This is a genomic window from Neobacillus solisequens (assembly GCF_051233465.1).
Taxonomy (GTDB): domain Bacteria; phylum Bacillota; class Bacilli; order Bacillales; family Cytobacillaceae; genus Neobacillus.
This window is the reverse complement of sequence record NZ_JBKFGJ010000013.1, coordinates 97,092-123,004: the sequence shown is the minus strand read 5'-3', so window position 1 is coordinate 123,004 and position 25,913 is coordinate 97,092. Positions and strand designations below refer to the sequence as shown.

The window sequence follows — 25,913 nt, the reverse complement described above, 5'->3', positions numbered from 1 at the left end:
TAGAAAAAAGTGAGATAGAAAGCAGGGGAGAAATGAGTAATCGAGAGAGTTATATGTTCTGGAGGTTGGCATTTTCTCTAATATCTGAGCATGGCTACCGGATCATTCAATTATTTGAGAATCAACGCGAATTGTGGCTTGAAAAACTAGAAAATAAACATGCTCCAATAATAAGATTATTGCAAGGAAATTTTGATTGGAGCAATGCTTTGCAAAGAGATATTGAGCACGCAACTCATAATGGAGAAAGTGTCCGCAAACAGCTTAATCGACATGACCTTCAAGTTGTGTCCATCTATATTAGTGAATTACCTCCTGTGGATGAATACGAATATCGCTTTTCAAAACCTTTTCTCCATCCGGAAGGAAAAACAACCGTCCATTCGTTTCTATTGGCGAAAGAGCTGTATGAACAAGGGTTTGAGAGCCTGAAAAACAAAGTGTATCTTGATCTTTCTTTCCCAATAAAGGATGAATATAATGAAACAGAGGTTGAGTCCTTAAAGCGGGAAACCGTGGAATTTGCGGTTAACAGGGTAAAAACAGAAAGAGCGATCCTTTCAAATGGCAAACCCTTATTTACGTACGTTTTTATGTTTATACAATTAGCCATATTTCTTTGGATGCAGCTTCATGGAGGCAGTACGAATACATCCACTCTGATTAAATATGGGGCTAAGGTAAATCAATTGATTTATGAAGGGGAATGGTGGCGATTTATTACGCCGGTTTTTCTTCATATTGGATTTTTACATTTAGTAATGAATACGCTGGCATTATATTATTTAGGAATTGCTGTAGAACGAATTTATGGAAATAGTAGGTTTCCTTTTATTTATTTGTTTGCTGGTTTTACTGGTGTGATCGCTAGTTTCCTTTTTAGCACTCATTTATCAGCAGGGGCCAGTGGCGCTATATTCGGTTGTTTTGGGGCATTGCTATACTTTGGCATCATGTATCCAAAATTATTTTTTAGAACAATGGGATGGAATGTTATCATTGTGTTAATCCTCAATTTGATGTTTGGGTTTTCGGCATCAGGCATAGATAATGCCGGCCACTTAGGCGGCCTGGCAGGAGGATTTCTTGCAGCTGGTATTGTTCATTTTCCAAAAGCTAAAAAACCTTTGCTCCAACTCCTGTTTTTGGTGATTTCTGCAGGTGTAATATGGGGTTCATTGACTTATGGCTTCAGTGCTTCGGGGCAAGCATTGGATGAGGACTCTAGCATCATGCTGGCTCAGGATTATATTAAGCAAGAAAAGTTTGATCAAGCCTACGATGTATTAAATAACTATAAAAAGAATTCTACTGAGCCAACTGAAAGGATCTATTTTCTACTCTCCTACGTAGAAATGAAAAAAGATATGCTCTCTGAAGCAAAGGAGAACCTCCAGAAAGCAATTAAGCTTGACCCGAAATTTCATGAAGCCTATTTCAAACTTGCCTTGATAAATCTGGAACAAAACGATTTACAACAAGCGAAAAGCAATGCCGAAATGGCAGCAAAGCTAAAACCAAATCAAAAAGAATACACCGATCTCGTCAGTGAAATTAGTCAGCACCTTAAATCATCTGGCGAAGGAGAATAGGCTCACCGTTGGCTGTCTCCGTCAAAACCAATAAGTGAGATTGATCATTCGCTAATAATATAATCGGGATGGTACTGCCAATTGGATCCACTACAGTACCGTCCTTTTTTTTAATCCCCAAAAAATACCCTTTATACAAGCCCTCCCACAATTGACCCACCACCTTCTCAGATTCATCACGTGACATCCCCGGCAAACCCACTGCGGCCCTATTAAAAAATTCAGTGAAGTGAAACACCCGGTAAGATTTTAAATTGATAAAAAAGTGCCTGTCACCCTTATTTAAAGTGTTTTGCAGGAGCTGAACTGTATGTTGGTCAAGTTTTTCTTTTAGTTGCTGTTCCTGGGCTGTTTTTGGAAATTGGAAAGTGTAGAGTTTGTTTGGACTTTGCAAGGCAGTATATAGGGTTGTGTTGGTTATTTTTTGGGCACTGTAGATTTGGTTTGCTTCATGGATTTCGGCATGATGGAAGGTAATAGCTTGAAGGATTTGATTTTGGTTGATGTTGATTTTTTTTTGTTGGGAAATAGTAGCAGCGTTTTGTTTCCAATCCCCCATTTTGGCAATTAGTTTGCCATTTGCAAATAAGAGACCGACGTCTTGTCTCAGGTAAGCTTTTCGGTCAAGGGTGGATCCTTCTTTCCACAAGATACTTAATGGACTATCCAATTTAAGCTCTGTTTCTGCTGTTTTAAATTTCACTTGTGGGTTAATGGGAAAAAAGGTGATGGTTTCTTGTACATTTGGCTTAAAAAATGGGTAGGAGAAAATTGCACATGTAGCAAATAAGGCAATCAAAATGACTGTCATGTTATAAATAGATTTCACTAATAATCTCACCCTTCTCAAATTCAAAACATCATTAAGTTTGTCCTACTATTTTATATGGGGAAGGGTAATCACTAATGACAAAAACTTAGTTGTGTGCCAAGAAAGGCAATTATTCCTTTCATAACAAAAGATATTCTTGAGGAGCCTATTCACATAGGTTATACTTTTGAATGTAAAGCAATGGACAATGACTCTCCATTATTATGAAGGGGAACAAGTTATGAAAACGATTTATGATATTCAGCAATTCTTGAAGCGATTTGGAACGTTTATTTATATTGGTGACCGAATTGCCGATCTGGAACTCATGGAAATGGAAATAAGAGAGCTCTATCAATCTCAATTGATTGAAACGAAGGATTATCAGACTGCCCTTTTACTTCTTAGGCATGAAATTCAAATGCTTAAAGAAAACACAGAAAAATAAAGATAGGTGATGGAAATGTCCAAAAAGTGGATTGCCGGAGTAGATTTAGGAGGAACAACAACCAAAATTGCCTTTATTACAATGGATGGCACAATTGAACATAAATGGGAAATAACAACTGATAACGCTAATGAAGGCGAATACATTACTTCAAATATTGCAAAATCCATCAACGATAAATTGAGCGAACTTGGACTGTCAAAAGACGTGATAGCAGGTGTCGGCATGGGTGCTCCAGGACCTGTGGATTATGAAACGGGAGTAATCTTAAATGCCGTGAACTTAGGCTGGAAAGATAACTTTCCTTTACAGGAAAGCCTGGAAAATGCTACATCACTTCCGGCAGCAATTGAAAACGATGCCAACTGCGCCGCCTTGGGTGAAATGTGGAAGGGTGCGGGTACAGGTGCAAAGAATCTAGTTTTAGTTACTCTTGGTACAGGTGTTGGCGGCGGTGTCATTGTCAATGGAAATATCGTTCAAGGGGTTAACGGTGCTGCCGGGGAGATCGGACATGCTACAGCAGTTCCCTTAGGTGGTGCTCCGTGTAACTGTGGCAAAACAGGATGTCTTGAAACAGTAGCCTCTGCTACAGGTGTAGTACGTTTAGCAATGGAAGAGCTTAAAACTCAATCATCCGATAGCGAATTGGCTAAACTATTAGCAGAAAATAACACAATTACAGCCAAGGATGTCTTTGATACAGCTAAGAATGGCGATGCAATATCTCTTAAGGTATTAAATGAGGTTGGGTTCCATTTAGGTTTAACCTTTTCTACAATTGCCAACACATTAAACCCTGAGAAAATTGTTATGGGTGGCGGTGTATCAAAAGCTGGAGATATTTTATTAAATACTGTAAAAGAATATTTTAATCAATTTGCGTTCTCAGCAGTAAGAAATTCTACAGAAATCTCGTTGGCAACTTTAGGAAACGATGCTGGGGTACTGGGAGCAGCCTGGTTAATTCGTAAAAATATAAAATAAAAAATCTAAACCTGCCATTGTGCAGGTTTTTTTCATTTTTCCTAAACTGCATCATATGTTGGTTATAATGGGAGGTGGATGTAAATGATCCATCCATTTGCAGATACAAATTCACCAATTGATTCTCAAAGCTTAAAAAAACATTTAAAAAAACTAACAAAAGCTTATCCATTCATAACCATTTCTCCTATTGGCCATAGTGTTTTGGGGCATCCCATTCATGAAATTCGGATTGGTCATGGCCCTAAAAAAGTACACATGAACGCTTCATTTCATGCTAATGAGTGGATTACGACCATGGTTTTAATGAATTTGGTCAATAAATATTTATATTCACTATCGAATGGATATCCATTTAGGGGAATTCATACAGCTAAATTATTTGAAGAGGTAGAGCTATCGATTGTGCCAATGGTCAATCCTGACGGTGTTGATTTAGTGCTTAATGGTCCGCCGCAAGAGCACAAGAAAGACCTGATTGCCATAAACGAAGGTAGCTCCGATTTTATACATTGGAAGGCAAATATCAGGGGAATTGATTTAAACCGGCAGTTTCCGGCAAACTGGGAGCTCTGTCAGAAAATCAAACCGGTTACATCTCCTGCTTCCAGAGATTATCCAGGTCATTCACCTCTTACAGAGCCTGAAGCGATTGCTATATATGAATTGACTAAAAGCAATGATTTTAACCGAGTGGTTGCATTTCATACACAAGGGGAAGAATTTTATTGGGGTTACGGAAACTTAGAACCCCCAGAGTCTGAACAGATGGCAAGAGAGTTTGAACGAGTCAGCGGCTATCAGGCCGTTCGCACCATCGAAAGCCATGCCGGCTATAAGGATTGGTTTATTCAGGAATTTAGGCGCCCAGGTTTTACACTTGAGCTGGGTAAAGGAATCAATCCGCTTCCATTATCTCAATTTCCGAGGATCGTAACATGTGTTGAAGGTATTTTTTTAGCTGCACTTTACTGTTGATATCCATGGACCTTCCTTTTAGAATAAATAGTAAATCTGAAAAAAAAAGCCGAACTCCGGCTTTTTTCCTATTTTTGTAATATTTTTGAGATCTATGAAACATTTTCGCCTAGTTTACGTACTAACATTTGAAAGGGGAGGGAGCAATTGGGTCAACTTAGTAGATATAAATTCAACATACATGCAATCATCATCTTAGTAATTTTTACCCTCCTTTTGACCAGTTGCGCCAGTAAGGGCCCTGTGAAACCCAAAATCTCAGCAAAAAATGAAAAATCAAATACGTCTGTTATGTCAGGTGAGAATAGCTGGAAGCTGCCAATTAAGATTCCATCTGGTGAGTTTTATAAAGTAGCAGGATGGGCATCGAATGAGCAATTTGTTTACATTACCAACCAGGGACAAACATCCAATGTCTATCTATATCAACTTTCAACAGGGAAGAGTGAACTTATTTATCAATCCGATTCTCCCATTGTAACGGCTCAAATCAGCCCATCGCAAAAGTATATTTTAGTTCAATCTTCACCAACATCTTATGAAGGAATTGTGACCATAATTGATCTGAAAGGTAAAGTAAAGCGACAAGAAACCATCGCTTGTTATGAACTAGCGTTTGAATGGAATCCCTATAATGAAAATGAGATTATCGTTGAAAAATTTAATGAAGATTGGACATTTGCTTTGTATCTGTTAAAGATCAATAGTGAACCAATGATTCAACTCGATTTGCCGCAGCCTTTTACAAAATGGCTTGCTGATTCCCGTTTGGCCTATTTAAAATGGGATGAGAATAATCCAAAATTATTTGCCCCACTTGCCGTTAAGGATCTGAATACCGGTGAGGAAAAAACGCTATTTACTGAGGTTATGCAAATCTCAACATTTAAAAATTTGTTAATGACAATTACAGTTGAAAAGCAGGATCAATCAGAAGCGGTATATTCTTTTTATAATAAAGATTTGGAAAAAGTTTATATGTTTTCCATCCCACAGCTTAGCAAATACTCTGATTGGTTAGTGCCCTTTTATGACTATAGTGAGAAAAAAGGTCAATTCATTACATTAGAACCTAAAACAAGTGGGGAAGCAGATACTTATATGGACGGATTTAATCTCGTTTCATATAAACTTCAACCTGCTAATAAAAAAACCATTCTTGAAGGCTTAAAAAATGAACCACTAAGCTTCTCCCCATCCGGAGAGTTTCTTTTATACGGTAATAGTTTTGAGAAAATCATAAGTGTAAATACGAAGAAAATATATGCATTAACGAAGGAATGACTTTTAGGGGTTGTTCCTCTATTTTTTTTGGCACTGTTAAACTTGGTATGTTAATTTCCGCTCCAGACACTTCGCTTTCCGTGGGCGTTTCGGCGAGCCTCCTCGGCGCTAGCGCCTGCGGGGTCTCTCCAGAACCGTACTCCCACAGGACATTGATTATCTCCCTAGAATTCGCCCACGCACGAAGGAAATGCGTTAGCATTTTCGAGGAGTCTTCGTGCCTTCCGCTTCAATCAACTGGTTTAAAATCAACATTATTCGTTAATAGAGCCTTTTGAATAAAAAAAAGACTGTCTGTTGACAGCCTCTTAGTGAGTTCCTGCAGGATATCCTGAATGAATAAGGGTCATGACCGTGAACCATCCAAATACGGCAAATGAAGCAATTCCCCAAAATGCCCCTAATAAATTTTTACTTTTTAGCGCAGTAAATCCGCCATATGCCGCCATTAAGGTGACAAGTGCAAAAATGATAACCAATCCCATGAAACATCCCCCTTTACATAAATAAACGGCTTTAGCTCAAACATGATAGATAGTTATGTAAGTATATTATATACATTCCTTTCCTATTTTATATTTTTTTGGTCCATTTGTCGAGGGTTTATAGACTGCAATGTAGTGAATGACAGAATCTTTTTATATCATGGTTCTTTAGTGTAAAATAGGATTAATGTACAGAAATTATGGAGGTAACAAAATGAAGTGGCAGCAAATCCCTTTAGGTAGTATTCAAACAAATTGTTATATTGTTGAAAATCCAGACCGTTCCTGTTTAATTATTGATCCGGGCGGTGATGGTAAAAAGCTGATGAACCTGTTAAATCAGCGTGGGTTAAAACCATTGGCTATTCTTTTAACTCATGCCCATTTTGACCATATAGGCGCAGTCGATGAAGTAAGGGATACTTTTAAAGTTCCTGTTTATCTTCATAAACAAGAGGAAAAATGGCTTGGTGATCCTGCATTAAATGGTTCGCAATTTTTTCCATTAATAGAAACAGTCAGAATAAAACCGGCAGAACAGCTAATCAATCAAGAAGGAACGATGAAAATCGGGGAGTTTGAATTTGAAGTGTATCATACTCCTGGTCATTCACCGGGAAGTGTTTCTTTTTACTTTGCCAAAGAAGGAGTTGTGATTTCAGGGGATGCCTTATTCCAAGGGAGCATTGGCCGAACAGACCTTCCTGGAGGCAACCAGACACAGTTGTTAAAAAGTATTCATGAAAAACTCTTAACCTTACCTGAAGAAACTTATGTATTGTCAGGGCATGGCCCAGTGACAACCATAGCTGATGAAATGGACAGCAACCCTTTTTTAAATGGATTTTAAATAGGTGAAAGACCCTTCTCGGGCGGGAGAAGGGTCTTTCTGGGGATGTTTTATTCATATAATGGGAGGGGATATTGTTAAGCTACTAAATTAACAATATTATAAAGTTTTCACTATGTCAATAGTGTTAATTATAAAGGAGCTATAAATGTTAACTTATTTACGCGAACTTATTTCAAACTCACCCAACCAACTGATTACATACGCTGATTTTATGAGTGAAGCACTATATCATCCAGAATATGGTTACTATATGAAGGAAAGACAAAAAATTGGGCGGCAAGGAGATTTTATTACTACAAGCAATATTTCAGATGTATATGGAAGGTTAGTGGCAAAATGGGTGGCTAGCCTTCATAAAATGTACGGCCTGCCTGCAGCTTTTTGTGAAATTGGCGGCGGAAATGGCCGATTCTCCCAAGCCTTTTTGCAGGAGTGGTCTGATACCATAAAAACACCACTTCAATACTTTATGGTTGAATCAAGCCCATTTCATCGAGCGCTGCAGCAAAATAAGCTTCAAGACTTTCCCTCGTTTGTTCAAGTGGATCGTCTAAGTGAGATTAACAATTTTGAAGGAATCATTTTTTCGAATGAACTGTTTGATGCCTTGCCAGTCCATGTCATTGAAAAAAGAAATGGCGAATTAGTTGAAATCATGGTTGGTTTGGATCAGGAACAATTATGTGAGCGACCGGTTCCATTGACCAATCCGGCTATTTATTCCTTCTTACAAGAAGGGAAATGGGAACTTAAAGAAAGCCAGCGCATCGAGATTCCCTTGGCAATGGATGATATGATTAAAAACATCTCCGCCACCTTAAATAAGGGTTTTGTAGTGTCTGTGGATTATGGATATACCAATAAGGAATGGATGGATCCTAGACGATTAAAGGGAAGTCTGAGAGGCTATTATCAGCACCGAATGGTAGACAATGTTTTAATAAATCCTGGTGAAATGGATATTACTTCGCATATTCATTTGGATTATCTGATCCAAAATGGGACCCAGGTTGGGCTACAATTTGTTTCTAAGTATGGGCAGGATGAATTCTTACTGAATGCGGGAATCCTTAAGGAGCTAGAAGACCATTATGACCCTAATCCATTTTCAGAGCAGAGCAAGCGCAATCGAGCAATCAGAAGCTTGATTATGCCAGGGGGAATGAGTACGGCCTTTCAGATTATCATTCAACAAAAGAATCTTAAGGTTGATGAAATATTTTAAAGGTTTTGTTTAAACAGTTCTGTTGATTTCCGCTCTAGGCACTTCGCTTTCCGTGGGCGTTTCGGCGAGCCTCCTCGGCGCTTGCGCCTGCGGGGTCTCTCCAGAACCGTACTCCCACAGGACATTGATTTTCTTCCTAGATTTCGCCCACGCACGAAGGAAATGCGTTAGCATTTTCGAGGAGTCTTCGTACATTCCGCTCCAATCAACAGGGTTCCTTTAACACAGCCATTTTAAAAAGAATCCCCAAATTCCTACCTGCTTGAAAGGGATTTTGGGGATCTTCATTAGTTACTATGCTTACCTCTAACCTTACGTCTTCGTTGAATCTCTATATAAAGGACATAAGGTAAAATGCCAAACCAGCGATACCAAAACGAGGCTCTTTCCTGTTTACGCTCAAGGCGAAGACGCTTCCGTTCATCTTTGGGTTGATCGACATACTTGACGAAGGTTTGGGTCATATATTTAACATAATCGTTTGTTTTCATCATACCACCTGCCTTACATTTCACCACAAGTATGCCCAATTTTAAACCTCTTCAACCTTGTTTATTCTGTCCATTTCATTAATTTTCTTGTTTGCAGATCATATGTTGCTTTCCCGTTAATCCTAACACCTGACTGAAGAGAAAGTGATATATTTACAGTCTGGGATGTCTCTCCTGCGGGTTCGGCCCTAAACACGACCACTCCTTTTTGGAAATAAAAAGTTCCGTTTGTCTGGACACTCCCAGTAGTTTGAACAGTTGATTCAATTTTTTTTAATGTTGAATGAAAATAGTATTCTGCGGTAAGATTTTCGGCTGTATCCGAAAAAAACTTTCTTTCAACCAACAAGTGTTCAACATAGAAAGAAAAGGACGTAAGAAAAAGAATCAACAGACATAATGTCAGTGGGTATGTAAATCCATGCTCGTTTTTAATCATTATGATGGTTTCCACTCCACAAATGCATGGACAACAACATCATAATGATTCCCATAAACATCGGTCACTTCAATTTTTATATGTTGATCTGTACGAATAAAGCTCAATTTCGATACATTTTGAAGAACAATCTCATGGCCGTTAAAGTTTACTCTTCTGCGGATATTGTTTCCATATTTGTCATAGGTAATCGTTACGCCATCCTTCGTTACGTATAGCTTATCGTAAATGACGTCAGCTTGTGTTGACATGCGGATTTCCTGCTTGATTTCATTGCTGAACACTTCCCATTCCATGGATTGCAATTGGGCATCTGTTTGTGTATTTTCAATGGCGATTTGAATTATTGGGGCAATTAGGTAGATGATGGTACTGAAGATCATTAAAGAGAAAAGTACTTCAATTAGAGTAAAACCTTGTTCATTCAAGGGTCTCGCATATTTTAGGTTCATTGCGGTAAATGGTTTTATCAATTTTGATACATGCCTCCTTCTTCTCGGGTGTCCCTGCATTGTCCCAAGAGATGGTATAAACAATGCCGTTCTCCTTAATGGAGGTATTATTAAATTCTGTAGAGCCACTTAATTTTTCATGTAATTCATTAAACAGTAGGTGTCTTGCTTTATTTTCAATGGCAAATTGATCAGATTGCTTTTTTAATTGAATGAATAAAGGAATGAACGTTAAACAGATCATAAACAAAGCAGACATTGACAGCAGCAATTCGAGCAAAAAGTAGCCTTTATTTTTCCACAAAGTAAAATCTCCCTCTCCCTATTAAAAATGTGATCTGGTAGGTCTTCTTTTTGGCTTTTATAAAGAAAGTTCCGAACTTATTAACATTTCCGTTAGCCTGATAGGTGAAGTTTAAAGGAAGGGATCCCGGAATAAAGTAGAAACTGGTGTCATAATTTCGTTGAATAATTTTCTCCTGGTTTGCACTATAAACATACACGATGTACCTATATTTACTGGGAGTAATGACAACCGATACATCTTGGTTATGCGTTAGGGCATAGTTTTGGGCATAATAAAGATCTGTTTTTAATTGGGTTAAAAAGGCTTGAATTTGTATAGTTGAGTTTTGCGGTTTTAATGAGAATACGGTCACCGTTGAAATAATCATGAACACCGCTAAAACGATTAATGATTCTACTAGTGTGAACCCCTTTTGACCGTTCATTCTGCTGCAGAGACACTCCCATCTGAACCAATTGTTACTGTCTTGCCGTTTGGACAGCCCTTCACATTCTCATTCAAATACCCTTCTCTGATTAAGTCAGCCATTGTCGGTGTTGTATGTAAATCCATTTCGTAGGCTTGAACTTGTGCCTCTACCATTCGTACATATGCCTGACAGCCCTTATTATTGATATTTTTATTGTGCTTGGCTATATTGGGGATCGTAATAATTAATAATATGGAAATCACTAACATTACAATCATAATTTCTATTAAAGTAAAACCTTGTTCAAGATCGTTTTTGCGATTTTTCATTATGTGACCTCCAGTCATTATATACCGTCTAATAGATGGAACATGGGTAATAAAATAGCTAAATACATCGAAACTACTAAAAAGCCGATAAAGAGATAAAGTATAGGCTGAATTGCTTTTAAGCTTTTCTCAATTAAATCCTCCATATTTACCATGCAATACTTACTGCAAAATAATAGTTCTTGTTCCAACCTTCCATTTTCTTGTCCATGTTTCACAATCATGGGAAACTCCTTTTCAAAAAATGGGTAGGAAGCTAGAATCGTTTCTAATTTTTCCCCGGTCACGAGCTTTTCTTTAATTTCTTCTCCCAATTGACTAAAGAATGGCTGTTGCTTATTTTTTTCAAATAATAGAAGAGCTTCAGCGATGGAGATTCCCCCTGATAATAAAAAACTAAATTGAATGGAAAAGTAGTGGGTAAACAGCAATTTGAGGACTTTGCCGAGCATTGGCAAGCGGACGAGCAATTCTCGTTGTTTTATGGCGGAAAATTTTCTAAAAAGGAAGTAGTAATAAATCCCTGATACGATCAGTAAGGCAATCATTAGTTCAAGAATTACAGGAAAAAGGCGATCAAATCCATAAATCACTTTTGTGAAAAAATTAGGTTCCAACCCTAATGAGGAGAAAAGAGTGATAAATCTGGGCAATAATGTTTTTTCAAGAAACAAAATTAAAAAGCCAGTAAGGATTATTAATAGTAGGGGGTATTGTAGTAATTTAATTAGCTTTCGTAGATCCCGATCTTTCACGAGTGCAAGATGGCTTCCCTCAAGCAAAGCATCTGCGAAGCTGCCGTGTTGTTCAGCGAAGTAAACATAACCAACTAATTCTTTTTGGAATCCTAGGTTTTCAAGGACATTGTGGAAGGGCAGACCTTTTTTTAGTTCTTGTAAACACTTCAGAAGTTCATCCCTTCGGTTGGCTGCTAAATGATAGGAGATAGATTCAATGGCTTCGGATATAGGATATCCACGAGCTAGCAATTCCCCAATTCTCTTTAAAAAACTTGCCTGTTCATGTAAAGACCATTTACGTTTTTTCATTTTCAAATACCAGCCGGTCATATTCTTCCTCTTGAACATAACCTAAGGCGATCCCCTTTCTGATGACCTCTTTTAATGTCTTATAGTTTAATGTCACTTCTTCACCCTTTGCTGCTTTCATGACAGAGCTTAAATTTCTCCCTGACAGCAGCTCAAACACGCTGGCTCGTTTCCATCTTCCGTAAGAGTAGCATTGTGGCGAGCAATCTCCTTCACAGAAGGGACATGTTAACTCCACCAATCTTTGTGCTGTAACAGCAATAAGAGTTTGTTCTACTTCAAGCCAATTGACACCAAATTCATGTAATCGATAAACTGCTCCTTGTGCATCGCGTGTATGCATAGTACTCAATACTAAATGCCCTGTCAGCGCTGCACGCACAGCGATCTTTGCAGTTTCAGCATCCCTGATTTCTCCCACCATAATGATATCCGGGTCATGCCGGAGTATGGCTTTAAGACCTGTTGCATAAGTAACGCCGGCTTTTTCATTCACTTGTACTTGCAGAACGGAATCATAATTTTTTTCGATAGGATCTTCGAGAGTTACTACATTTCGATGAAATAGGTGGGCTGTTTCATTTAAAAGGGAGTACAAGGTGGTGGTTTTTCCTGAGCCTGTCGGTCCTGTTAGGATCACAAGCCCATGAGCATGTTTCAGTAGCGTTAGAAGTTTTCTAGTCATCGATGGAAACAATGAAAGTTGATGAAAAGGGATCTGTTCCTGTTGAGGTAATAGTCTAATTACGAGGCTTTCTCGGTTGTTAGAGGGAAGTGTCGAGAGCCGGAGGCCTATTAATTGTCCGTTTAGTTCACGAAAGATTGCTCCGCTTTGAGGACGTCTTCTTTCTCCGATATCCATATTTGCTGTGAATTTGAAATAAGAAATGAGTCTGTCGCATTCTTCTTTTGGTAGTGTTAAGCGGGGGATCAGTTTGTTAGTTAAACGGATTTGGATGAGGGTGTCATTCATCCGGGGAATAATATGAATATCTGAGGCCTGATTTTTTGCAGCATCTGTGATGATTCGGTTTGCCAAAATTTCAATCGAATTTACAATCGTAATCACCGCCTTATTTATTGGTCTAAACTGTAATTCGACATCATTCTATCATATTCTTCTTAATTTTTGAAATGTTTTATTTATTTTTTTCGAAATGAATCCTATTTAACCAAAATTTGTCATATTTTCAGGATATTGTTACAATATTGAGTCTGTAATTGTGAACATTTTCTAAACATATAGTGTATACAGTGTTAACCTCATTCCCACTTTATTTTAGCTGTATTATAATAAAGGAAATTATGGGGGTCCGAGGTGAGCCAAGATGGAACAAACATTAAAGATAACCAATGTATTATCAGATCCAACGCGTTACTACATTTATCAATACATTACTAAACGCCACAAAGAAGTGACTGTACAAGAAGTAGCTGATAACTTTAACATCCACCCAAACGTGGCTAGATTACATTTATCCAAACTTGAAGATGTAAACATGTTAGTTTCAGAAACAAAGAAAACGGGTAAAGGTGGAAGACCAAGCCGATTGTATCGTTTATCGGATGATGTGATTCAGCTTCATTTCCCATTCCGTGATTATATGCTTTTATCAAAAGTGGCCATCCAAACGATGATCTCTTTGGGAGATGTAGGCCGTGATGCACTGTTCTTAACTGGGAAGCGTTTTGGTGCTGAGATTGTAGAACAGGAAATGGCAAGAAGATCGCTTGGCGATGTATTAAATTTCGATGAAAAGCTAAGTATATTAAAAAACGCTGCTACTCTTGCAGGTTTCTATCCTGAATTTGAAGCTAATGGGGATCATACTAAGATCTATTTCCAAATCTTCAATTGTCCATTTAAAGAAGTGGCCGAAGAACATGAGACAGTATGCAGTATGCATCGCGAATTCCTTAAAGGAATGTTTGAAACATTATTTGATTCTATTGAACTAATTGAAAAGGATAATATGTTCACTGGATGCGATACATGTTCATACCAAGCAGTCGTAACAAACTAATGTGAAACCATTATTTACATTATACCTCCTGATACTTTATAATATTGTAATGAATGGTATTCATAAGGGGTAAAGGAGGGATACATATGGATCGGATGTTCAGAGTATTAGGTTTCTGGACGGGTATTTTTACCGTAATGTTTTATCTTGGAGATATGGATAGAACAGCAATGCTTTTCTTAGCCCAAACTGGATTTTTTGTCCTGCTTAGCTATCTAAAGCTTTCTGAACGTATGTATATGTATGTTTTTGGAGCATATCTGACAGTTTTCTTCGCCGGTTTTACATATTGGACAACGTTCATGATGCCGCTTGGAGGCGGAGAGTAAGCGATTTAAAAATAGAAGAAGGTGACCAGCAAATGGGGCACCCTCTTCTTTTTTCTTTTTTAAACGGCATTCTCTGTCAAATAAAAAAGACCGCCATTAATAAATGAAATATGGATTCTTGGTTCATACTGTTCTCTTAAGGCCTGTTTTTCTGTCTCATAACTTTCGTTTTCCTCTTCTACATCCTCATAAAAATGCTCCAGTAATTTTAAATCCTTATCCCACCGCTCTCTAGCTTTATCAGCCCATGAGTGATCCTCTGTTTCAATGATTGATTTAAGATAATTTTCGATTCGTACCATTCCGCTTTTTGGTTTTACTAATGGTGAAAGAGTGAAGGAGTAATCCGGAATTTTAGGTGTTAAGGAAATGTTCAGCAGACGTTCATGAAAATTCTCTACCATCATTCCGTTAATCAATTGTAAACCAATTGATTTGAACACATCACGCTTCCGATCACATTGGTAGGATAGTTTGACATTCATACATAACCAGGGCATCAAAGCAGTTTGACTTTTAACGTGGCCATGATTTTCATAAAGACGAATATATCTTGATAAATTTTTGGTTGAGCCGAAGATTTGATGCAGTCTTGGAGATCCAAAATGAATCGTTTCACCTTTTATGTGATCAGGTGTTGCGTCTGGATTCGTAATTAATGTCAGCTTCATTGGATTAGGAACGCCACTTGTTTTTTCCAAATAGTGCCAGTAAAAGGGGCGATTCATCAGTTCTTTATCTAAATCAATGGTTAATTGGACATCTAAATAGCCTGGGGCATTATCCAGGATCGGGCATTCGTTCGCTTGGAAATACTTTAAAAGAAAATTATGAATTTCCTGCTGCTGCATGGGATTCTCCTTTCTTCATACTCTCTGCAAATTCTATCATTGAGGTTAAATTTTCCATTTTGATCCGCATCTCACCTTCAGTGCTAGAACCTCCGAAAATATCCATTATATGATCCTCAATATTACCAAACTCCAGCTTTGTTAATATATCATCAAGCTCCCCAATTACTTTTTCAAATAGTTCAATTTTTTCGTAAAGAAGCTTTAATATATGTTCCTCGACGGTATTTTTGATAGCAAAATTATAGATCATCACGTCATTTTCCTGACCCAAGCGATGAATCCGACCAATTCTCTGTTCAAGTCTCATCGGGTTCCAAGGCAAATCAAAGTTAATGATATGATGACAAAATTGTAAGTTAATTCCTTCGCCGCCTGCTTCAGTAGCAATAAGGACTTGAGCATGCTTTTGGAATAATTCCCGCATCCAGTCTTTTTTTCCGCGTTTAAACCCACCTCGGAATGGCACTGATGTAATGCCATGCTGCTTTAAATACCATTGTAAATAAAGCTGAGTGGCACGGTATTCTGTAAAGATAATCACTTTATTATTGATCTTTTGTATTAGTTCAAGCGCCTTTTCTGCTTTTGAATTGGCTTGCACAGCTTCCACTTTTTTTATTAAAAATTCAATTTGCTCTTCATAGGCACGAGGAGGGTTCTCCTTTTTTTGAAGCATATTTTTAAGCGTATAAAAAACGGCCTCCCTGCTGCTGCATGCTTCGCGCTGTAAAGTCATCACTGAAAAGCTGCTCGCCTGAACCCAATCGCCTTCGTTTCTTAGAGATGTGATGGATTCATATAGCTCTTTTTCAGGCTGAGTAAATTCGATTGGGATGGTTTCCACATGTCTTTTCGTCCACTCAATCCCGGTATCGGCCCTCCGATTTCGAATCATGACTTTATTTACCAACTCTTTTAGATGTTCATCATCATTTAACGAGCGAGAATCCCGTTTATATTTTTCATAAAAAGTAGTTTCACTTCCTAAGTGACCCGGCTTTAATAGTGATACCAAGTTAAAAATCTCTTCTATTCGGTTTTGGATGGGAGTTGCTGTCAATAACAAACAAAATTTCTTTTTAAGACTTTGAACAAATTCGTAGTTTTTGGTTTTATTATTTTTTAGTTTATGTGCTTCATCAATAATAATCAGATCATAGTCCTGCTGGAAAATGATATCACGATGTGGATTCCGCTTGGCTGTATCGATGGAAGACACAACAACATCACAACTTTCCCAAACATAGCTTTTTCGTTGAGTAATGGCTGGTATGAAAAATTTGCTGTTTAATTCTTGAGCCCATTGGGTGACTAATGATGCAGGGACTAAGATGAGTACTTTCTTTACCAAGCCGCGAATCATGTATTCTTTTAAAATTAATCCTGCTTCAATCGTTTTTCCTAATCCAACCTCGTCAGCAAGAATGGCTTTGCCATTCATATTTTCAATAACTTGTTTAGCTGTCTCAAGTTGATGAGGGAGTGGAGTTAAGTTGGGAAGATGTGAAGGGGCTTGCAAACCTTCAAAATCCGGAATCACCAAATGTTTCTCCACCTCAATCGCCAACTTAAAAAGCTCCCAGTTTCCCCATGGTCCATCATGCTCGACTCTATGTAAAAAATCATCCTGCCAAGAGGAATCAAATTCAATTTCAACCTTCATATTTTCATCTCCTTTTAATACTTGTTCAGCACTAAAAAATGATTGCTCGAAGCATTGCTTTAATGGTAGGATGATAATAGCTTTGAAAGTTTCAAATATTTGCATTAGCAAATAAATTTTATAAGTATGTTTAGTATCACCAATTTGGAAAATATTATAAATGCGGATGACAACAAGAGGAGAGACTACCTTGGTAGCGCCGAAGGAGCAAGCATGTAATGTGAATCTCTCAGGCAAAAGAACTCTTGTTTGACGCGGCTCTGGAGAGCGCTGCCTCGTGCAGCCACCAAAGGGGAAAGCCATCAAAGGTAAACTTTCAGGTGAAAGGACAGGGACCTTCTTTTTTACAAAGGGGGGTGTCTGTCCTTTTTTGTGTCCTCTCATTCGGAGAAAGAATTTCCAGTGATTGAAAAAGTGGTTTTGTGTCTTTTGAAAAAGGCAGTTTCATAATAATTTGAATTTCAAGGGGGATGATTAAGTGGTTGAATTAAAACGTACTCCGCTTTTCGAGGTTTATAAAGAATATGGCGGGAAAACGATTGATTTTGGTGGATGGGAGTTACCGGTACAATTCTCCAGCATTAAGGAAGAACACGAAGCTGTTCGCTCGAAAGCTGGTCTATTCGATGTGTCCCACATGGGTGAAGTCGAAGTAAAAGGAACTGACAGCTTGGCCTATTTACAAAAAATGATGACAAACGACATTTCAAAGATCCCTAACGGTGGTGCCCAATATACAGCCATGTGCTATGAAAACGGGGGGACAGTAGATGATCTGCTTGTCTATAAAATTGAGGATAACCATTACCTCCTTGTAGTGAACGCATCTAATATCGAAAAAGATTATAGCTGGCTAGAAGCACACATTGAAGGTGACGTCTCAATAAAAAACTTATCAGAAAAAATGGCTCAGCTTGCCCTCCAAGGTCCGCTGGCGGAAACTGTGTTACAGAGGTTGACCAAGGCAGATTTAAGTCAAATTCGCTTTTTCAAATTTCAACAGGAAGTTGATATAAATGGAAGAAAAACCTTGGTCTCCAGAACAGGATATACCGGAGAAGATGGCTTTGAGATCTATTGTTCATCTGAAGATGCCGTTGACCTTTGGAATGTAATTCTCGATGCTGGAAAAGAAGATGGAGTGGTGGCCTGTGGCTTAGGTGCTCGTGATACCCTTCGTTTTGAAGCTAATTTGGCTCTTTATGGTCAGGAATTATCTCCAGAAATTTCCCCATTAGAAGCAGGTATTGGTTTTGCAGTAAAGTTGAAAAAAGAGGCAGATTTTATTGGAAAAACCTCGTTAGTGCAACAAAAAGAAAAGGGATTATCGAGAAAGATTGTTGGTATTGAAATGATTGACCGCGGTATCCCGCGCCATGGCTACCCGGTATATGCGGGTACTAACCATATCGGTGTGGTCACTACCGGAACACAGTCACCAACATTAAAGAAAAATATTGGTCTAGCCCTAATCTCAACAGAATTTACTGCTGTTGATTCAGAAGTAGAAGTGGAAATTCGCGGAAAACGATTAAAAGCTAAAGTCATTCCGACACCTTTTTATAAAAAAGAAAAGAAATAGTAGAAGGGAGTAAGAAAGATGAAACATCGCTATTTACCAATGACAGAACAAGATAAACAGGCCATGCTTGAGAAAATTGGTGTTTCCACCATCGATGAGTTATTCAGTGATATTCCTGAAAAAGTGAGATTTAAAGGTGAATATAACATAACTGCGGCTAAGTCGGAACCTTCTTTGATGAAGGAACTATTTAAAATGGCAAGTAAAAATGCTGATTTAAAAACCAATACCTCTTTCTTGGGTGCAGGTGTATACGATCACTATATGCCGGTAATCGTTGACCATGTCCTATCAAGATCAGAATTTTATACAGCCTATACACCTTACCAGCCGGAGATTTCTCAAGGAGAGCTGCAAGCCATTTTTGAATTCCAGACCATGATCTGCGAACTGACTGGAATGGATGTCGCCAACTCTTCCATGTATGATGGCGGAACAGCACTTGCTGAAGCAGCCATGTTAAGCGCCGGACATATGAAACGAAAAACCATCCTAGTATCAAAGGCAGTACACCCGGAATCCCGTGAGGTTCTTAAAACGTATGCGAAAGGTCAATATCTTGAGGTAGTAGAAGTGCCAGTAAAAGATGGCGTTACTGATCTTGATTCGTTAAAGGAATTAGTGAATGATTCTGTTGCGACCGTCATTGTTCAATATCCAAACTTTTATGGCAGAATCGAACCTTTAAAAGAGCTAGAGGAAGTGATTCATGAACAAAAAGCCATGTTTGTTGTGTCCAGCAATCCACTTGCACTAGGTTTATTAACTCCACCAGGGAAATTTGGAGCAGATATTGTCGTGGGAGATGCCCAACCGTTTGGGATCCCAACAGCTTTTGGCGGACCTCATTGCGGATTCTTCGCAGTTACAAACAAGTTAATGCGTAAAGTTCCAGGACGACTTGTCGGACAAACAACAGATGACCAAGGGCGCCGCGGATTTGTATTAACACTGCAAGCACGTGAGCAGCATATCCGACGTGATAAAGCTACATCTAATATTTGTTCTAATCAAGCATTAAATGCGCTGGCTGCTTCTGTAGCGATGACTGCGCTTGGTAAAAAAGGTGTACGTGAAATAGCATCAGCCAATCTTCAGAAGGCTTATTACGCTAAAAACGCTTTTAAAGAAGCTGGATTCGAAATTGTATATGATGGATACTCATTTAATGAATTTGTCGTCAAATTAAATAAGCCTGTGAAGGAAGTAAATCAACTGCTGCTTGAAAAAGACATAATCGGTGGATATGACCTTGGCCGTGATGATCCTGAACTTGCCAATCATATGCTTGTAGCTGTTACAGAACAACGGACAAAGGAAGAAATTGATACATTTGTAAAAGAAATGAGGGATTTGCATGCATAATCAAGACCAGAAGCTCATTTTTGAATTAAGCACACCAGGTCGGATTGGATACAGCCTGCCTGAAATGGATATCCCTGAGATTGACGTAACAGGTCTGCTTCCAGAGGGGTATCTGCGCGAGGAGGAACCGCTTCTTCCAGAGGTATCTGAATTGGATATCATGCGCCACTATACCGCTCTTTCTAAACGCAATCATGGAGTCGACTCCGGATTTTATCCGCTTGGTTCTTGTACCATGAAATATAATCCAAAGATTAATGAAAATGTTGCCCGTTTTAATGGTTTTGCTCATATACACCCACTTCAGGATGAAAGCTCTGTTCAAGGGGCCCTTGAGCTGTTATATGATTTGCAGCAACATTTAAAAGAAATTACCGGTATGGATGAAGTAACTCTTCAGCCGGCTGCAGGCGCACATGGCGAATGGACAGGGTTAATGTTGATTCGTGCCTACCATGAAGCAAATGGGGACTTAAAACGTACAAAGGTAATTATTCCTGACTCCGCTCATGGAACTAACCCGGCGTCTGCAACAGTTGCAGGTCTAGAAACCATAACTGTTAAATCAAATGAAAAAGGCCTTGTTGACCTTGATGACTTAAGAAGGGTTGTAGGCGAAGATACTGCGGCCTTGATGCTGACAAATCCAAATACACTCGGTTTATTTGAAGAACATATTGTCGAAATTGCCGAAATCGTCCATGGAGCAGGCGGTAAGGTATATTACGATGGTGCAAACTTAAATGCAGTACTTTCTAAAGCACGTCCGGGAGATATGGGCTTTGATGTGGTACACTTAAATCTTCACAAAACATTTACTGGTCCACACGGCGGAGGTGGCCCTGGTTCAGGTCCAGTTGGGGTTAAAGCAGACCTAATTCCTTTCCTACCAAAACCAGTCATCACCAAGCAGGGTGAAGAGTATGTATTTGATTACGATCGTCCACAATCCATTGGACGTGTGAAGCCATACTATGGAAACTTTGGAATTAATGTTCGTGCTTATACCTATATCCGTTCCATGGGTCCAGATGGCTTAAAGGCTGTCACAGAATATGCTGTCTTAAATGCTAACTACATGATGCGTCGTCTGGCAGAATATTATGACTTGCCATTTGATCGTCATTGTAAGCATGAATTCGTTTTAAGCGGAAGACGTCAGAAAAAACTTGGTGTTCGGACACTTGACATTGCGAAGCGCCTGTTAGACTTCGGCTACCATCCGCCAACCATTTACTTCCCACTAAACGTGGAAGAATGTATTATGATTGAGCCAACAGAAACAGAATCAAAAGAAACACTCGATTCCTTTGTTGATATCATGATCCAAATAGCCAAGGAAGCGGAAGAAAATCCGGAAATCGTTCAGGAAGCTCCTCATACAACAGTTGTTGGGCGGTTGGATGAAACAACAGCAGCACGAAAACCCATTTTACGCTATCAAGCATAATAAAAAGGGATGGTTCACTTCGGTGGACCATCCCTTTTCTACATTCTATTATTTTTTTGTTTTGACTTTACCTGTCCATTTTTTAAACCCGCCTTGAAGCTGGGTAAGATCTTTATAGCCTCTTTTATGCAGAAATTGAGCAGCACGACCACTGCGCATCCCGCTTTGGCAATATAAATAAACCGGAAGATCAGGTCGAATTTCCTTCATGCGTGTTTTTAATTGAGACATAGGAATATTGCGCGCTCCTAAAATATGTCCCCCTTCAAACTCGTTCGGTTCACGGACATCGATAAGCTGTGCCTTCCGATAACCCGCACGAAACTCCTCTTCTGTTACCGTTTTAACAATTCGTTTTTGAAAGAAGTAGTTTGTAACCGTATAAATGATAACAGCACCAATGATGACGAGTAATGTATAAAGTGAATTCACTTCTTCTTGCCCCTTTCAAGCTTTTCTACACTAGTTTTTATTATAGTAGTCCTTCTTCCAAAGATAAAGAAGAAACCGTAAATTTCTTATAATAAAATTATACCAGAAACAATCTATTTTGAATTCCTTGCTGATTTTGGTAGACTAAATTTCGAATAAAATTTATACTAATGAGGTTTTGGGGATGGAAAAAGAGAAATGGCTTTTTATAGATACAGGGTTGAGTGCACCATCATTTAATATGGCAATGGACGAAGCGTTGCTTGATTGGCATAGTGAGGGTAAAATACCACCGGTGATTCGTTTTTATGGATGGAATCCTCCAACATTGTCTGTTGGATATTTTCAAAAGGTCGAAAAAGAAATTGATATGGAGGCTGTAAAGGCTCATCAGTTGGGGTTTGTAAGACGGCCTACAGGCGGTCGTGGCGTTCTCCATGAACACGAGCTTACATACAGTGTCATCGTTTCTGAGGATCATCCAGAGATGCCAAAAACAGTCACAGAAGCCTACCGTGTAATTTCGGAAGGGATCTTAAAAGGATTCCTTCATTTAGGGATGGATGCCTATTTTGCAGTCCCAAAAACGGCTGAAGAGCGCGATGCTCTTAAAAATCCAAGATCTGCAGTCTGTTTTGATGCCCCTAGCTGGTACGAGCTGGTTGTTGAAGGGCGGAAGGTAGCAGGGAGTGCCCAAACAAGACAGAAAGGGGTAATTCTACAACATGGTTCAATCCTACTGGATTTGGACGAGGATAAGCTGTTTAGTTTATTCAAATATCCAAATGAGCGGGTAAAGGAACGGATGAAAAAAGGGTTCAGGGATAAGGCAGTCGCAATCAATGATATAAGTCCTCGTAAAATCACACTCGATGAAGCAAAGGCTGCTTTTTATAGAGGATTTGCAGAAGGTCTAAATATAGACCTGGAGCCCTATCAATTAACAGAAGAACAGCTCGCTTATGTGCAAAAACTAGCAAAAGATCGTTATGAAAACGATGAATGGAATTATAAAAGATGATGAGAAGCGGCAAGCTCTGCTTTTTATCATTTTTCTTTTTTAATAATCAAGCGGCGAAATTTGTTAAAATTTCTTGTTTTGTGTAGAAAATCATAGAATATCTTTTATTTTCTCTTAATACTAGTTTTTTTTAGGTTTGACAAAATAGTTTTCATTTGTTCTCGATACAATATATAGTGGTGTTAAAAATATTTTCGGTACTATATATTGATTTATTATTCTTTTCTTGTTAACCTTAATTCATGAGTCAGCTAGATTGACATAGTCTACTAGAATCTAGCGTATATATATAGATTTTTAATTTGAAGGAGTTGTTCTCATGTCGGTTGTTTTTAGACCAAAAATGAATATTGATGTGGAAAGGTTGAATGAGGATATCCATCTATTTCCCCAGGTACACCCAGTTACCCCGGATATGAAAATAACTCACAAGGGTGTTTCGCGGTTAGTCATGTTGGATCGCTACACCTTTAAAGATACTGAAAAAATTACCCTCACAAAAGGCGACTTTGTTGTTCTTACGATTAAAGAAGATCCCAAATTCCCGGCACGAGGCTTAGGATACATCTTAGAAATTGATTGGGAGAATAAAAAAGCGCAAGTTTTGGTGGAAGAAGAATTCAGAGGCGTATTGGATGATCAGCAAGAAGTAGAAACCGGTGCGATTTGGCGCTCGCTTGATATTATCGAGAAGCCTTTGGAGCTTTTCTATGAGCAAATTGCCAAACGGGTTGCAACTGGCCTAGCGGCTGTTGAGGAAACAGAAGATAAGCGGATTGAATGGACGGAGAAGTTCTATCAAGAGCTGGTAAACTCAAACTTTATTCCAGCCGGCCGTGTTCTTTATGGAGCAGGTGCGGGAACGGATGTTACTTATTTTAACTGCTACGTAATGCCTTTTGTGGCAGACTCACGTGAAGGCATTTCTGACCATCGCAAGCAGGTAATGGAAATCATGAGCCGCGGCGGCGGCGTTGGTACAAATGGTTCTACCTTACGACCAAGAAACACCTTGGCCAGAGGCGTAAATGGCAAATCATCAGGATCAGTATCCTGGTTGGATGATATCGCAAAATTGACGCATTTGGTTGAGCAGGGTGGGAGTCGCAGAGGGGCCCAGATGATCATGCTGGCCGACTGGCATCCTGATATTATTGAATTTATTATTTCAAAAATGCAGAACCCAAGAATCCTCAGATTCTTAATTGAAAATACAAAAGATGAAACGATTAAAAAGCTAGCTAAAGACAAATTAAAATTCACTCCGTTGACAATGCAAGAAACAGCGATGTACCAAGGAATTGTGAACTACAAAACCATTCCTGGTTATGGCGGTTTTAGTGAGTCGATTATCGCTGATGCAGAAGAAAAACTGGCAACAGGCGGAAATTATACGGTTCATAACCCTGAGTTCTTAACTGGAGCAAACATTTCCGTTTGTTTAACCAAAGAGTTTATGGATGCTGTTGAAAACGACGGTGAGTATGAACTTCGTTTCCCATATGTTGAGGGATACGATCCTGAGGAAATGAAGATTTACAATGAAAAATGGCATGAAGTTGGAGATGTGCGTGAGTGGGAAAAAATGGGCCACAAAGTACGTGTCTACAAGAAGATTAAAGCTAAGGAATTGTGGAACCTTATTAACATTTGTGCCACATACTCCGCAGAACCAGGAATCTTCTTTATCGACAATGCTAACGACATGACCAACGCAAAAGCTTATGGTCAACAGGTTGTAGCCACAAATCCGTGTGGAGAGCAGCCACTTGCACCATTTTCTGTTTGTAACCTTGCAGCTGTTAACCTTGCTGAAATGGCTGATAAAGAAACAAGAATGGTTGATTATGAAAAGTTAAAGCAAACTGTTGCTGTTGGTGTCAGAATGCAGGATAACGTCATCAATGCAACGCCTTATTTCTTAGAGCAAAATAAAAAACAAGCCTTAGGCGAACGCCGTGTCGGACTAGGAGTAATGGGCTTGCATGACTTACTCATCTACTGTGAAACAGAATACGGTTCACCAGAAGGTAATGAACTAGTTGATAAAGTGTTTGAAACAATCGCAACAACCGCCTATAGAACATCGGTTGAATTGGCGAAGGAAAAAGGAAACTTCCCATTCTTAGAAGGGGATACTCTTGAAGAAACCAATCGTCTGCGCAATGCCTTTATCAACACAGGATTTATGAAAAAAATGCCGGAAGACATCCGTGAATCCATCTTGGAAAATGGAATTAGAAATTCGCATTTATTAACGGTTGCTCCTACGGGATCCACTGGAACCATGGTTGGCGTATCCACAGGACTTGAGCCTTATTTCTCATTCTCTTATTTCAGAAGTGGACGCTTAGGTAAATTTATCGAAGTGAAAGCAGATATCGTTCAAGAATATTTAGATATGCATCCAGAGGCTGACCCTAATAACCTGCCGAACTGGTTTGTAACAGCAATGGATCTTGCTCCAGAAGCACATGCTGATGTTCAGTGTGTCATCCAGCGTTGGATTGACAGTTCTATCAGTAAAACGGTTAATGCTCCAAAGGGATATAGCGTAGAGCAGGTGGAAAAAGTATACGAGCGGCTTTACCGCGGTGGAGCAAAAGGCGGCACCGTATATGTAGATGGTTCTCGTGATTCTCAGGTGTTAACACTGAAAGCCGAAGAAAATCAAGATGAACAACTGTCTATTTTTACTGAAAAACCAAAGCAGCATGTAGTTTTAGTAGACACTATCACAGATCTTCGTTCAACTGATGTCACAATCGGTTCTGAGGTAGGCAATACATGCCCAGTTTGCCGTAAAGGTAAAGTAAAAGAAATTGGCGGCTGCAATACATGTACTAACTGTGGTGCGCAATTAAAATGTGGCCTATAAAATAGGTTTGAGCTAATCTGATGTGGCTTTGTAATAAAGTTTGATAAAAAGTAGCCTCTTCGGTGTGATGACCGTAAGAGGTTATTTTTTATATTTCTGAAAAAATATAGATGAGTGTTTCCTAAATCTAAAATAAAAAAGCAAATGCGAAAATCTTGAAGGTGAGAGCAGACCTT

Annotated in this window: 27 protein-coding genes and 1 riboswitch; of the genes, 14 read left to right on the top strand and 13 right to left on the bottom strand. The window is 38.9% G+C overall.

The features are described from left to right. The first annotated feature begins 32 nt into the window (after positions 1-32). Positions 33-1,592: a rhomboid family intramembrane serine protease gene (locus ACI3K6_RS14365; protein WP_435555367.1), complete on the top strand. Its 1,560-nt coding sequence runs from the start codon at positions 33-35 to the stop codon at positions 1,590-1,592. Here the strand turns inward: ACI3K6_RS14365 and ACI3K6_RS14360 are convergent. Continuing rightward, complete coding sequence (locus ACI3K6_RS14360) at positions 1,567-2,421, bottom strand: hypothetical protein (protein ID WP_435555366.1); 855 nt, start codon at positions 2,419-2,421, stop codon at positions 1,567-1,569. The two genes, ACI3K6_RS14365 and ACI3K6_RS14360, sit on opposite strands and share 26 nt — an antisense overlap. A gap of 223 nt (positions 2,422-2,644) precedes the next feature. Here ACI3K6_RS14360 and ACI3K6_RS14355 point away from each other — a divergent pair, with 223 nt between their 5' ends. From ACI3K6_RS14355 to ACI3K6_RS14340, 4 genes are all read left to right on the top strand, one after another. Further along, positions 2,645-2,851, top strand: a complete 207-nt coding sequence (locus tag ACI3K6_RS14355) for a YqgQ family protein (protein WP_335480148.1) — start codon at positions 2,645-2,647, stop codon at positions 2,849-2,851. Between the two features lie 15 nt (positions 2,852-2,866). Further along, positions 2,867-3,838: an ROK family glucokinase gene (locus ACI3K6_RS14350; protein ID WP_435555365.1), complete on the top strand. Its 972-nt coding sequence runs from the start codon at positions 2,867-2,869 to the stop codon at positions 3,836-3,838. An 84-nt stretch (positions 3,839-3,922) separates the two neighbouring features. Beyond that, positions 3,923-4,816, top strand: coding sequence for a M14 family metallopeptidase (locus ACI3K6_RS14345; protein ID WP_435555363.1), 894 nt, complete (start codon positions 3,923-3,925; stop codon positions 4,814-4,816). 147 nt (positions 4,817-4,963) lie between these two features. Further along, a complete protein-coding gene (locus tag ACI3K6_RS14340) occupies positions 4,964-6,100 on the top strand; it encodes a YqgU-like beta propeller domain-containing protein (protein ID WP_435555362.1) in 1,137 nt (378 codons plus the stop codon). A gap of 308 nt (positions 6,101-6,408) precedes the next feature. Here ACI3K6_RS14340 and ACI3K6_RS14335 read toward each other — a convergent pair whose 3' ends face one another. Next, positions 6,409-6,585 carry a DUF2759 domain-containing protein gene (locus ACI3K6_RS14335; RefSeq protein WP_335480156.1) on the bottom strand — a complete coding sequence of 59 codons (177 nt, stop codon included), beginning with the start codon at positions 6,583-6,585 and terminating at the stop codon, positions 6,409-6,411. Between the two features lie 214 nt (positions 6,586-6,799). Here ACI3K6_RS14335 and ACI3K6_RS14330 point away from each other — a divergent pair, with 214 nt between their 5' ends. Beyond that, complete coding sequence (locus ACI3K6_RS14330) at positions 6,800-7,435, top strand: MBL fold metallo-hydrolase (protein WP_435555361.1); 636 nt, start codon at positions 6,800-6,802, stop codon at positions 7,433-7,435. Positions 7,436-7,583: 148 nt separating this feature from the next. Further along, positions 7,584-8,663, top strand: coding sequence for a class I SAM-dependent methyltransferase (locus ACI3K6_RS14325; protein WP_435555360.1), 1,080 nt, complete (start codon positions 7,584-7,586; stop codon positions 8,661-8,663). A 287-nt stretch (positions 8,664-8,950) separates the two neighbouring features. Here the strand turns inward: ACI3K6_RS14325 and ACI3K6_RS14320 are convergent, their stop codons facing one another. The 8 genes from ACI3K6_RS14320 to comGA are packed head-to-tail and all read right to left on the bottom strand — an operon-like array spanning position 8,951 to position 13,208. Beyond that, positions 8,951-9,193, bottom strand: a complete 243-nt coding sequence (locus ACI3K6_RS14320) for a YqzE family protein (protein ID WP_435555359.1) — start codon at positions 9,191-9,193, stop codon at positions 8,951-8,953. A 22-nt stretch (positions 9,194-9,215) separates the two neighbouring features. Further along, positions 9,216-9,593, bottom strand: coding sequence for a competence type IV pilus minor pilin ComGG (gene comGG, locus ACI3K6_RS14315; protein ID WP_435555358.1), 378 nt, complete (start codon positions 9,591-9,593; stop codon positions 9,216-9,218). Beyond that, positions 9,593-10,066 carry a competence type IV pilus minor pilin ComGF gene (comGF, locus tag ACI3K6_RS14310; protein ID WP_435555357.1) on the bottom strand — a complete coding sequence of 158 codons (474 nt, stop codon included), beginning with the start codon at positions 10,064-10,066 and terminating at the stop codon, positions 9,593-9,595. The genes comGG and comGF overlap by 1 nt, the downstream gene beginning before the upstream one ends. Continuing rightward, the gene (locus ACI3K6_RS14305) at positions 10,014-10,349 is read right to left on the bottom strand and encodes a hypothetical protein (RefSeq protein WP_335476340.1); all 336 of its coding nucleotides are present in this window, start codon (positions 10,347-10,349) and stop codon (positions 10,014-10,016) included. The genes comGF and ACI3K6_RS14305 overlap by 53 nt, the downstream gene beginning before the upstream one ends. Further along, on the bottom strand, positions 10,336-10,776 hold the full coding sequence (comGD, locus tag ACI3K6_RS14300) for a competence type IV pilus minor pilin ComGD (RefSeq protein ID WP_335476338.1): 441 nt from the start codon (positions 10,774-10,776) through the stop codon (positions 10,336-10,338). Before comGD ends, ACI3K6_RS14305 begins: the two co-directional genes overlap by 14 nt. After that, complete coding sequence (comGC, locus tag ACI3K6_RS14295) at positions 10,773-11,090, bottom strand: competence type IV pilus major pilin ComGC (RefSeq protein WP_335476336.1); 318 nt, start codon at positions 11,088-11,090, stop codon at positions 10,773-10,775. Before comGC ends, comGD begins: the two co-directional genes overlap by 4 nt. Before the next feature lie 17 nt (positions 11,091-11,107). Then, positions 11,108-12,139 carry a competence type IV pilus assembly protein ComGB gene (gene comGB / locus ACI3K6_RS14290; protein WP_435555356.1) on the bottom strand — a complete coding sequence of 344 codons (1,032 nt, stop codon included), beginning with the start codon at positions 12,137-12,139 and terminating at the stop codon, positions 11,108-11,110. Further along, positions 12,126-13,208 (bottom strand): competence type IV pilus ATPase ComGA, encoded by a 1,083-nt coding sequence (comGA, locus tag ACI3K6_RS14285; RefSeq protein ID WP_335476332.1) that lies wholly within the window; start codon positions 13,206-13,208, stop codon positions 12,126-12,128. Before comGA ends, comGB begins: the two co-directional genes overlap by 14 nt. A 259-nt stretch (positions 13,209-13,467) precedes the next feature. Here comGA and ACI3K6_RS14280 point away from each other — a divergent pair, with 259 nt between their 5' ends. Both ACI3K6_RS14280 and ACI3K6_RS14275 read left to right on the top strand, forming a co-directional pair. Then, positions 13,468-14,163, top strand: a complete 696-nt coding sequence (locus tag ACI3K6_RS14280; protein ID WP_335476330.1) for a helix-turn-helix transcriptional regulator — start codon at positions 13,468-13,470, stop codon at positions 14,161-14,163. 86 nt (positions 14,164-14,249) lie between these two features. Beyond that, complete coding sequence (locus ACI3K6_RS14275) at positions 14,250-14,492, top strand: DUF2626 domain-containing protein (RefSeq protein ID WP_335476328.1); 243 nt, start codon at positions 14,250-14,252, stop codon at positions 14,490-14,492. A gap of 59 nt (positions 14,493-14,551) precedes the next feature. Here ACI3K6_RS14275 and ACI3K6_RS14270 read toward each other — a convergent pair whose 3' ends face one another. Continuing rightward, on the bottom strand, positions 14,552-15,343 hold the full coding sequence (locus tag ACI3K6_RS14270; protein ID WP_435555354.1) for a YqhG family protein: 792 nt from the start codon (positions 15,341-15,343) through the stop codon (positions 14,552-14,554). Then, complete coding sequence (locus ACI3K6_RS14265; protein ID WP_435555353.1) at positions 15,321-17,009, bottom strand: DEAD/DEAH box helicase; 1,689 nt, start codon at positions 17,007-17,009, stop codon at positions 15,321-15,323. Before ACI3K6_RS14265 ends, ACI3K6_RS14270 begins: the two co-directional genes overlap by 23 nt. 166 nt (positions 17,010-17,175) lie before the next feature. Beyond that, positions 17,176-17,264: riboswitch (glycine riboswitch) on the top strand. 223 nt (positions 17,265-17,487) lie between these two features. On the opposite strand from ACI3K6_RS14265, the gene gcvT reads away from it, so the two are divergent. The 3 genes from gcvT to gcvPB are packed head-to-tail and all read left to right on the top strand — an operon-like array spanning position 17,488 to position 21,406. After that, positions 17,488-18,591 (top strand): glycine cleavage system aminomethyltransferase GcvT, encoded by a 1,104-nt coding sequence (gene gcvT / locus ACI3K6_RS14260; protein WP_435555352.1) that lies wholly within the window; start codon positions 17,488-17,490, stop codon positions 18,589-18,591. Positions 18,592-18,609: 18 nt separating this feature from the next. Further along, on the top strand, positions 18,610-19,956 hold the full coding sequence (gcvPA, locus tag ACI3K6_RS14255; RefSeq protein ID WP_435555351.1) for an aminomethyl-transferring glycine dehydrogenase subunit GcvPA: 1,347 nt from the start codon (positions 18,610-18,612) through the stop codon (positions 19,954-19,956). Next, on the top strand, positions 19,949-21,406 hold the full coding sequence (gcvPB, locus tag ACI3K6_RS14250) for an aminomethyl-transferring glycine dehydrogenase subunit GcvPB (RefSeq protein ID WP_335476317.1): 1,458 nt from the start codon (positions 19,949-19,951) through the stop codon (positions 21,404-21,406). Before gcvPA ends, gcvPB begins: the two co-directional genes overlap by 8 nt. Positions 21,407-21,454: 48 nt before the next feature. Here gcvPB and ACI3K6_RS14245 read toward each other — a convergent pair whose 3' ends face one another. Next, positions 21,455-21,838 carry a rhodanese-like domain-containing protein gene (locus ACI3K6_RS14245; RefSeq protein ID WP_335476315.1) on the bottom strand — a complete coding sequence of 128 codons (384 nt, stop codon included), beginning with the start codon at positions 21,836-21,838 and terminating at the stop codon, positions 21,455-21,457. Between the two features lie 184 nt (positions 21,839-22,022). Between ACI3K6_RS14245 and ACI3K6_RS14240 the strand changes: the two genes are divergently transcribed. Further along, positions 22,023-22,859 carry a lipoate--protein ligase family protein gene (locus ACI3K6_RS14240; protein ID WP_435555349.1) on the top strand — a complete coding sequence of 279 codons (837 nt, stop codon included), beginning with the start codon at positions 22,023-22,025 and terminating at the stop codon, positions 22,857-22,859. A gap of 319 nt (positions 22,860-23,178) precedes the next feature. Next, a complete protein-coding gene (locus tag ACI3K6_RS14235; protein ID WP_435555348.1) occupies positions 23,179-25,737 on the top strand; it encodes a vitamin B12-dependent ribonucleotide reductase in 2,559 nt (852 codons plus the stop codon). Positions 25,738-25,913: the final 176 nt, after the last annotated feature.

Excerpts from the sequence above, each read along its gene's own strand:
- gcvPB (WP_335476317.1), top strand. The coding sequence starts at position 19,949 with ATGCATAATCAAGACCAGAAGCTCATTTTTGAATTAAGCACACCAGGT.
- ACI3K6_RS14325 (WP_435555360.1), top strand. The coding sequence starts at position 7,584 with ATGTTAACTTATTTACGCGAACTTATTTCAAACTCACCCAACCAACTG.
- ACI3K6_RS14265 (WP_435555353.1), bottom strand. The coding sequence starts at position 17,009 with ATGAAGGTTGAAATTGAATTTGATTCCTCTTGGCAGGATGATTTTTTA.
- ACI3K6_RS14270 (WP_435555354.1), bottom strand. The coding sequence starts at position 15,343 with ATGCAGCAGCAGGAAATTCATAATTTTCTTTTAAAGTATTTCCAAGCG.
- ACI3K6_RS14235 (WP_435555348.1), top strand. The coding sequence starts at position 23,179 with ATGTCGGTTGTTTTTAGACCAAAAATGAATATTGATGTGGAAAGGTTG.
- ACI3K6_RS14330 (WP_435555361.1), top strand. The coding sequence starts at position 6,800 with ATGAAGTGGCAGCAAATCCCTTTAGGTAGTATTCAAACAAATTGTTAT.
- ACI3K6_RS14335 (WP_335480156.1), bottom strand. The coding sequence starts at position 6,585 with ATGGGATTGGTTATCATTTTTGCACTTGTCACCTTAATGGCGGCATAT.
- ACI3K6_RS14355 (WP_335480148.1), top strand. The coding sequence starts at position 2,645 with ATGAAAACGATTTATGATATTCAGCAATTCTTGAAGCGATTTGGAACG.
- comGG (WP_435555358.1), bottom strand. The coding sequence starts at position 9,593 with ATGATTAAAAACGAGCATGGATTTACATACCCACTGACATTATGTCTG.
- ACI3K6_RS14345 (WP_435555363.1), top strand. The coding sequence starts at position 3,923 with ATGATCCATCCATTTGCAGATACAAATTCACCAATTGATTCTCAAAGC.
- comGC (WP_335476336.1), bottom strand. The coding sequence starts at position 11,090 with ATGAAAAATCGCAAAAACGATCTTGAACAAGGTTTTACTTTAATAGAA.
- ACI3K6_RS14280 (WP_335476330.1), top strand. The coding sequence starts at position 13,468 with ATGGAACAAACATTAAAGATAACCAATGTATTATCAGATCCAACGCGT.
- ACI3K6_RS14240 (WP_435555349.1), top strand. The coding sequence starts at position 22,023 with ATGGAAAAAGAGAAATGGCTTTTTATAGATACAGGGTTGAGTGCACCA.
- ACI3K6_RS14350 (WP_435555365.1), top strand. The coding sequence starts at position 2,867 with ATGTCCAAAAAGTGGATTGCCGGAGTAGATTTAGGAGGAACAACAACC.
- ACI3K6_RS14365 (WP_435555367.1), top strand. The coding sequence starts at position 33 with ATGAGTAATCGAGAGAGTTATATGTTCTGGAGGTTGGCATTTTCTCTA.
- comGD (WP_335476338.1), bottom strand. The coding sequence starts at position 10,776 with ATGAACGGTCAAAAGGGGTTCACACTAGTAGAATCATTAATCGTTTTA.
- gcvPA (WP_435555351.1), top strand. The coding sequence starts at position 18,610 with ATGAAACATCGCTATTTACCAATGACAGAACAAGATAAACAGGCCATG.
- comGB (WP_435555356.1), bottom strand. The coding sequence starts at position 12,139 with ATGAAAAAACGTAAATGGTCTTTACATGAACAGGCAAGTTTTTTAAAG.
- ACI3K6_RS14275 (WP_335476328.1), top strand. The coding sequence starts at position 14,250 with ATGGATCGGATGTTCAGAGTATTAGGTTTCTGGACGGGTATTTTTACC.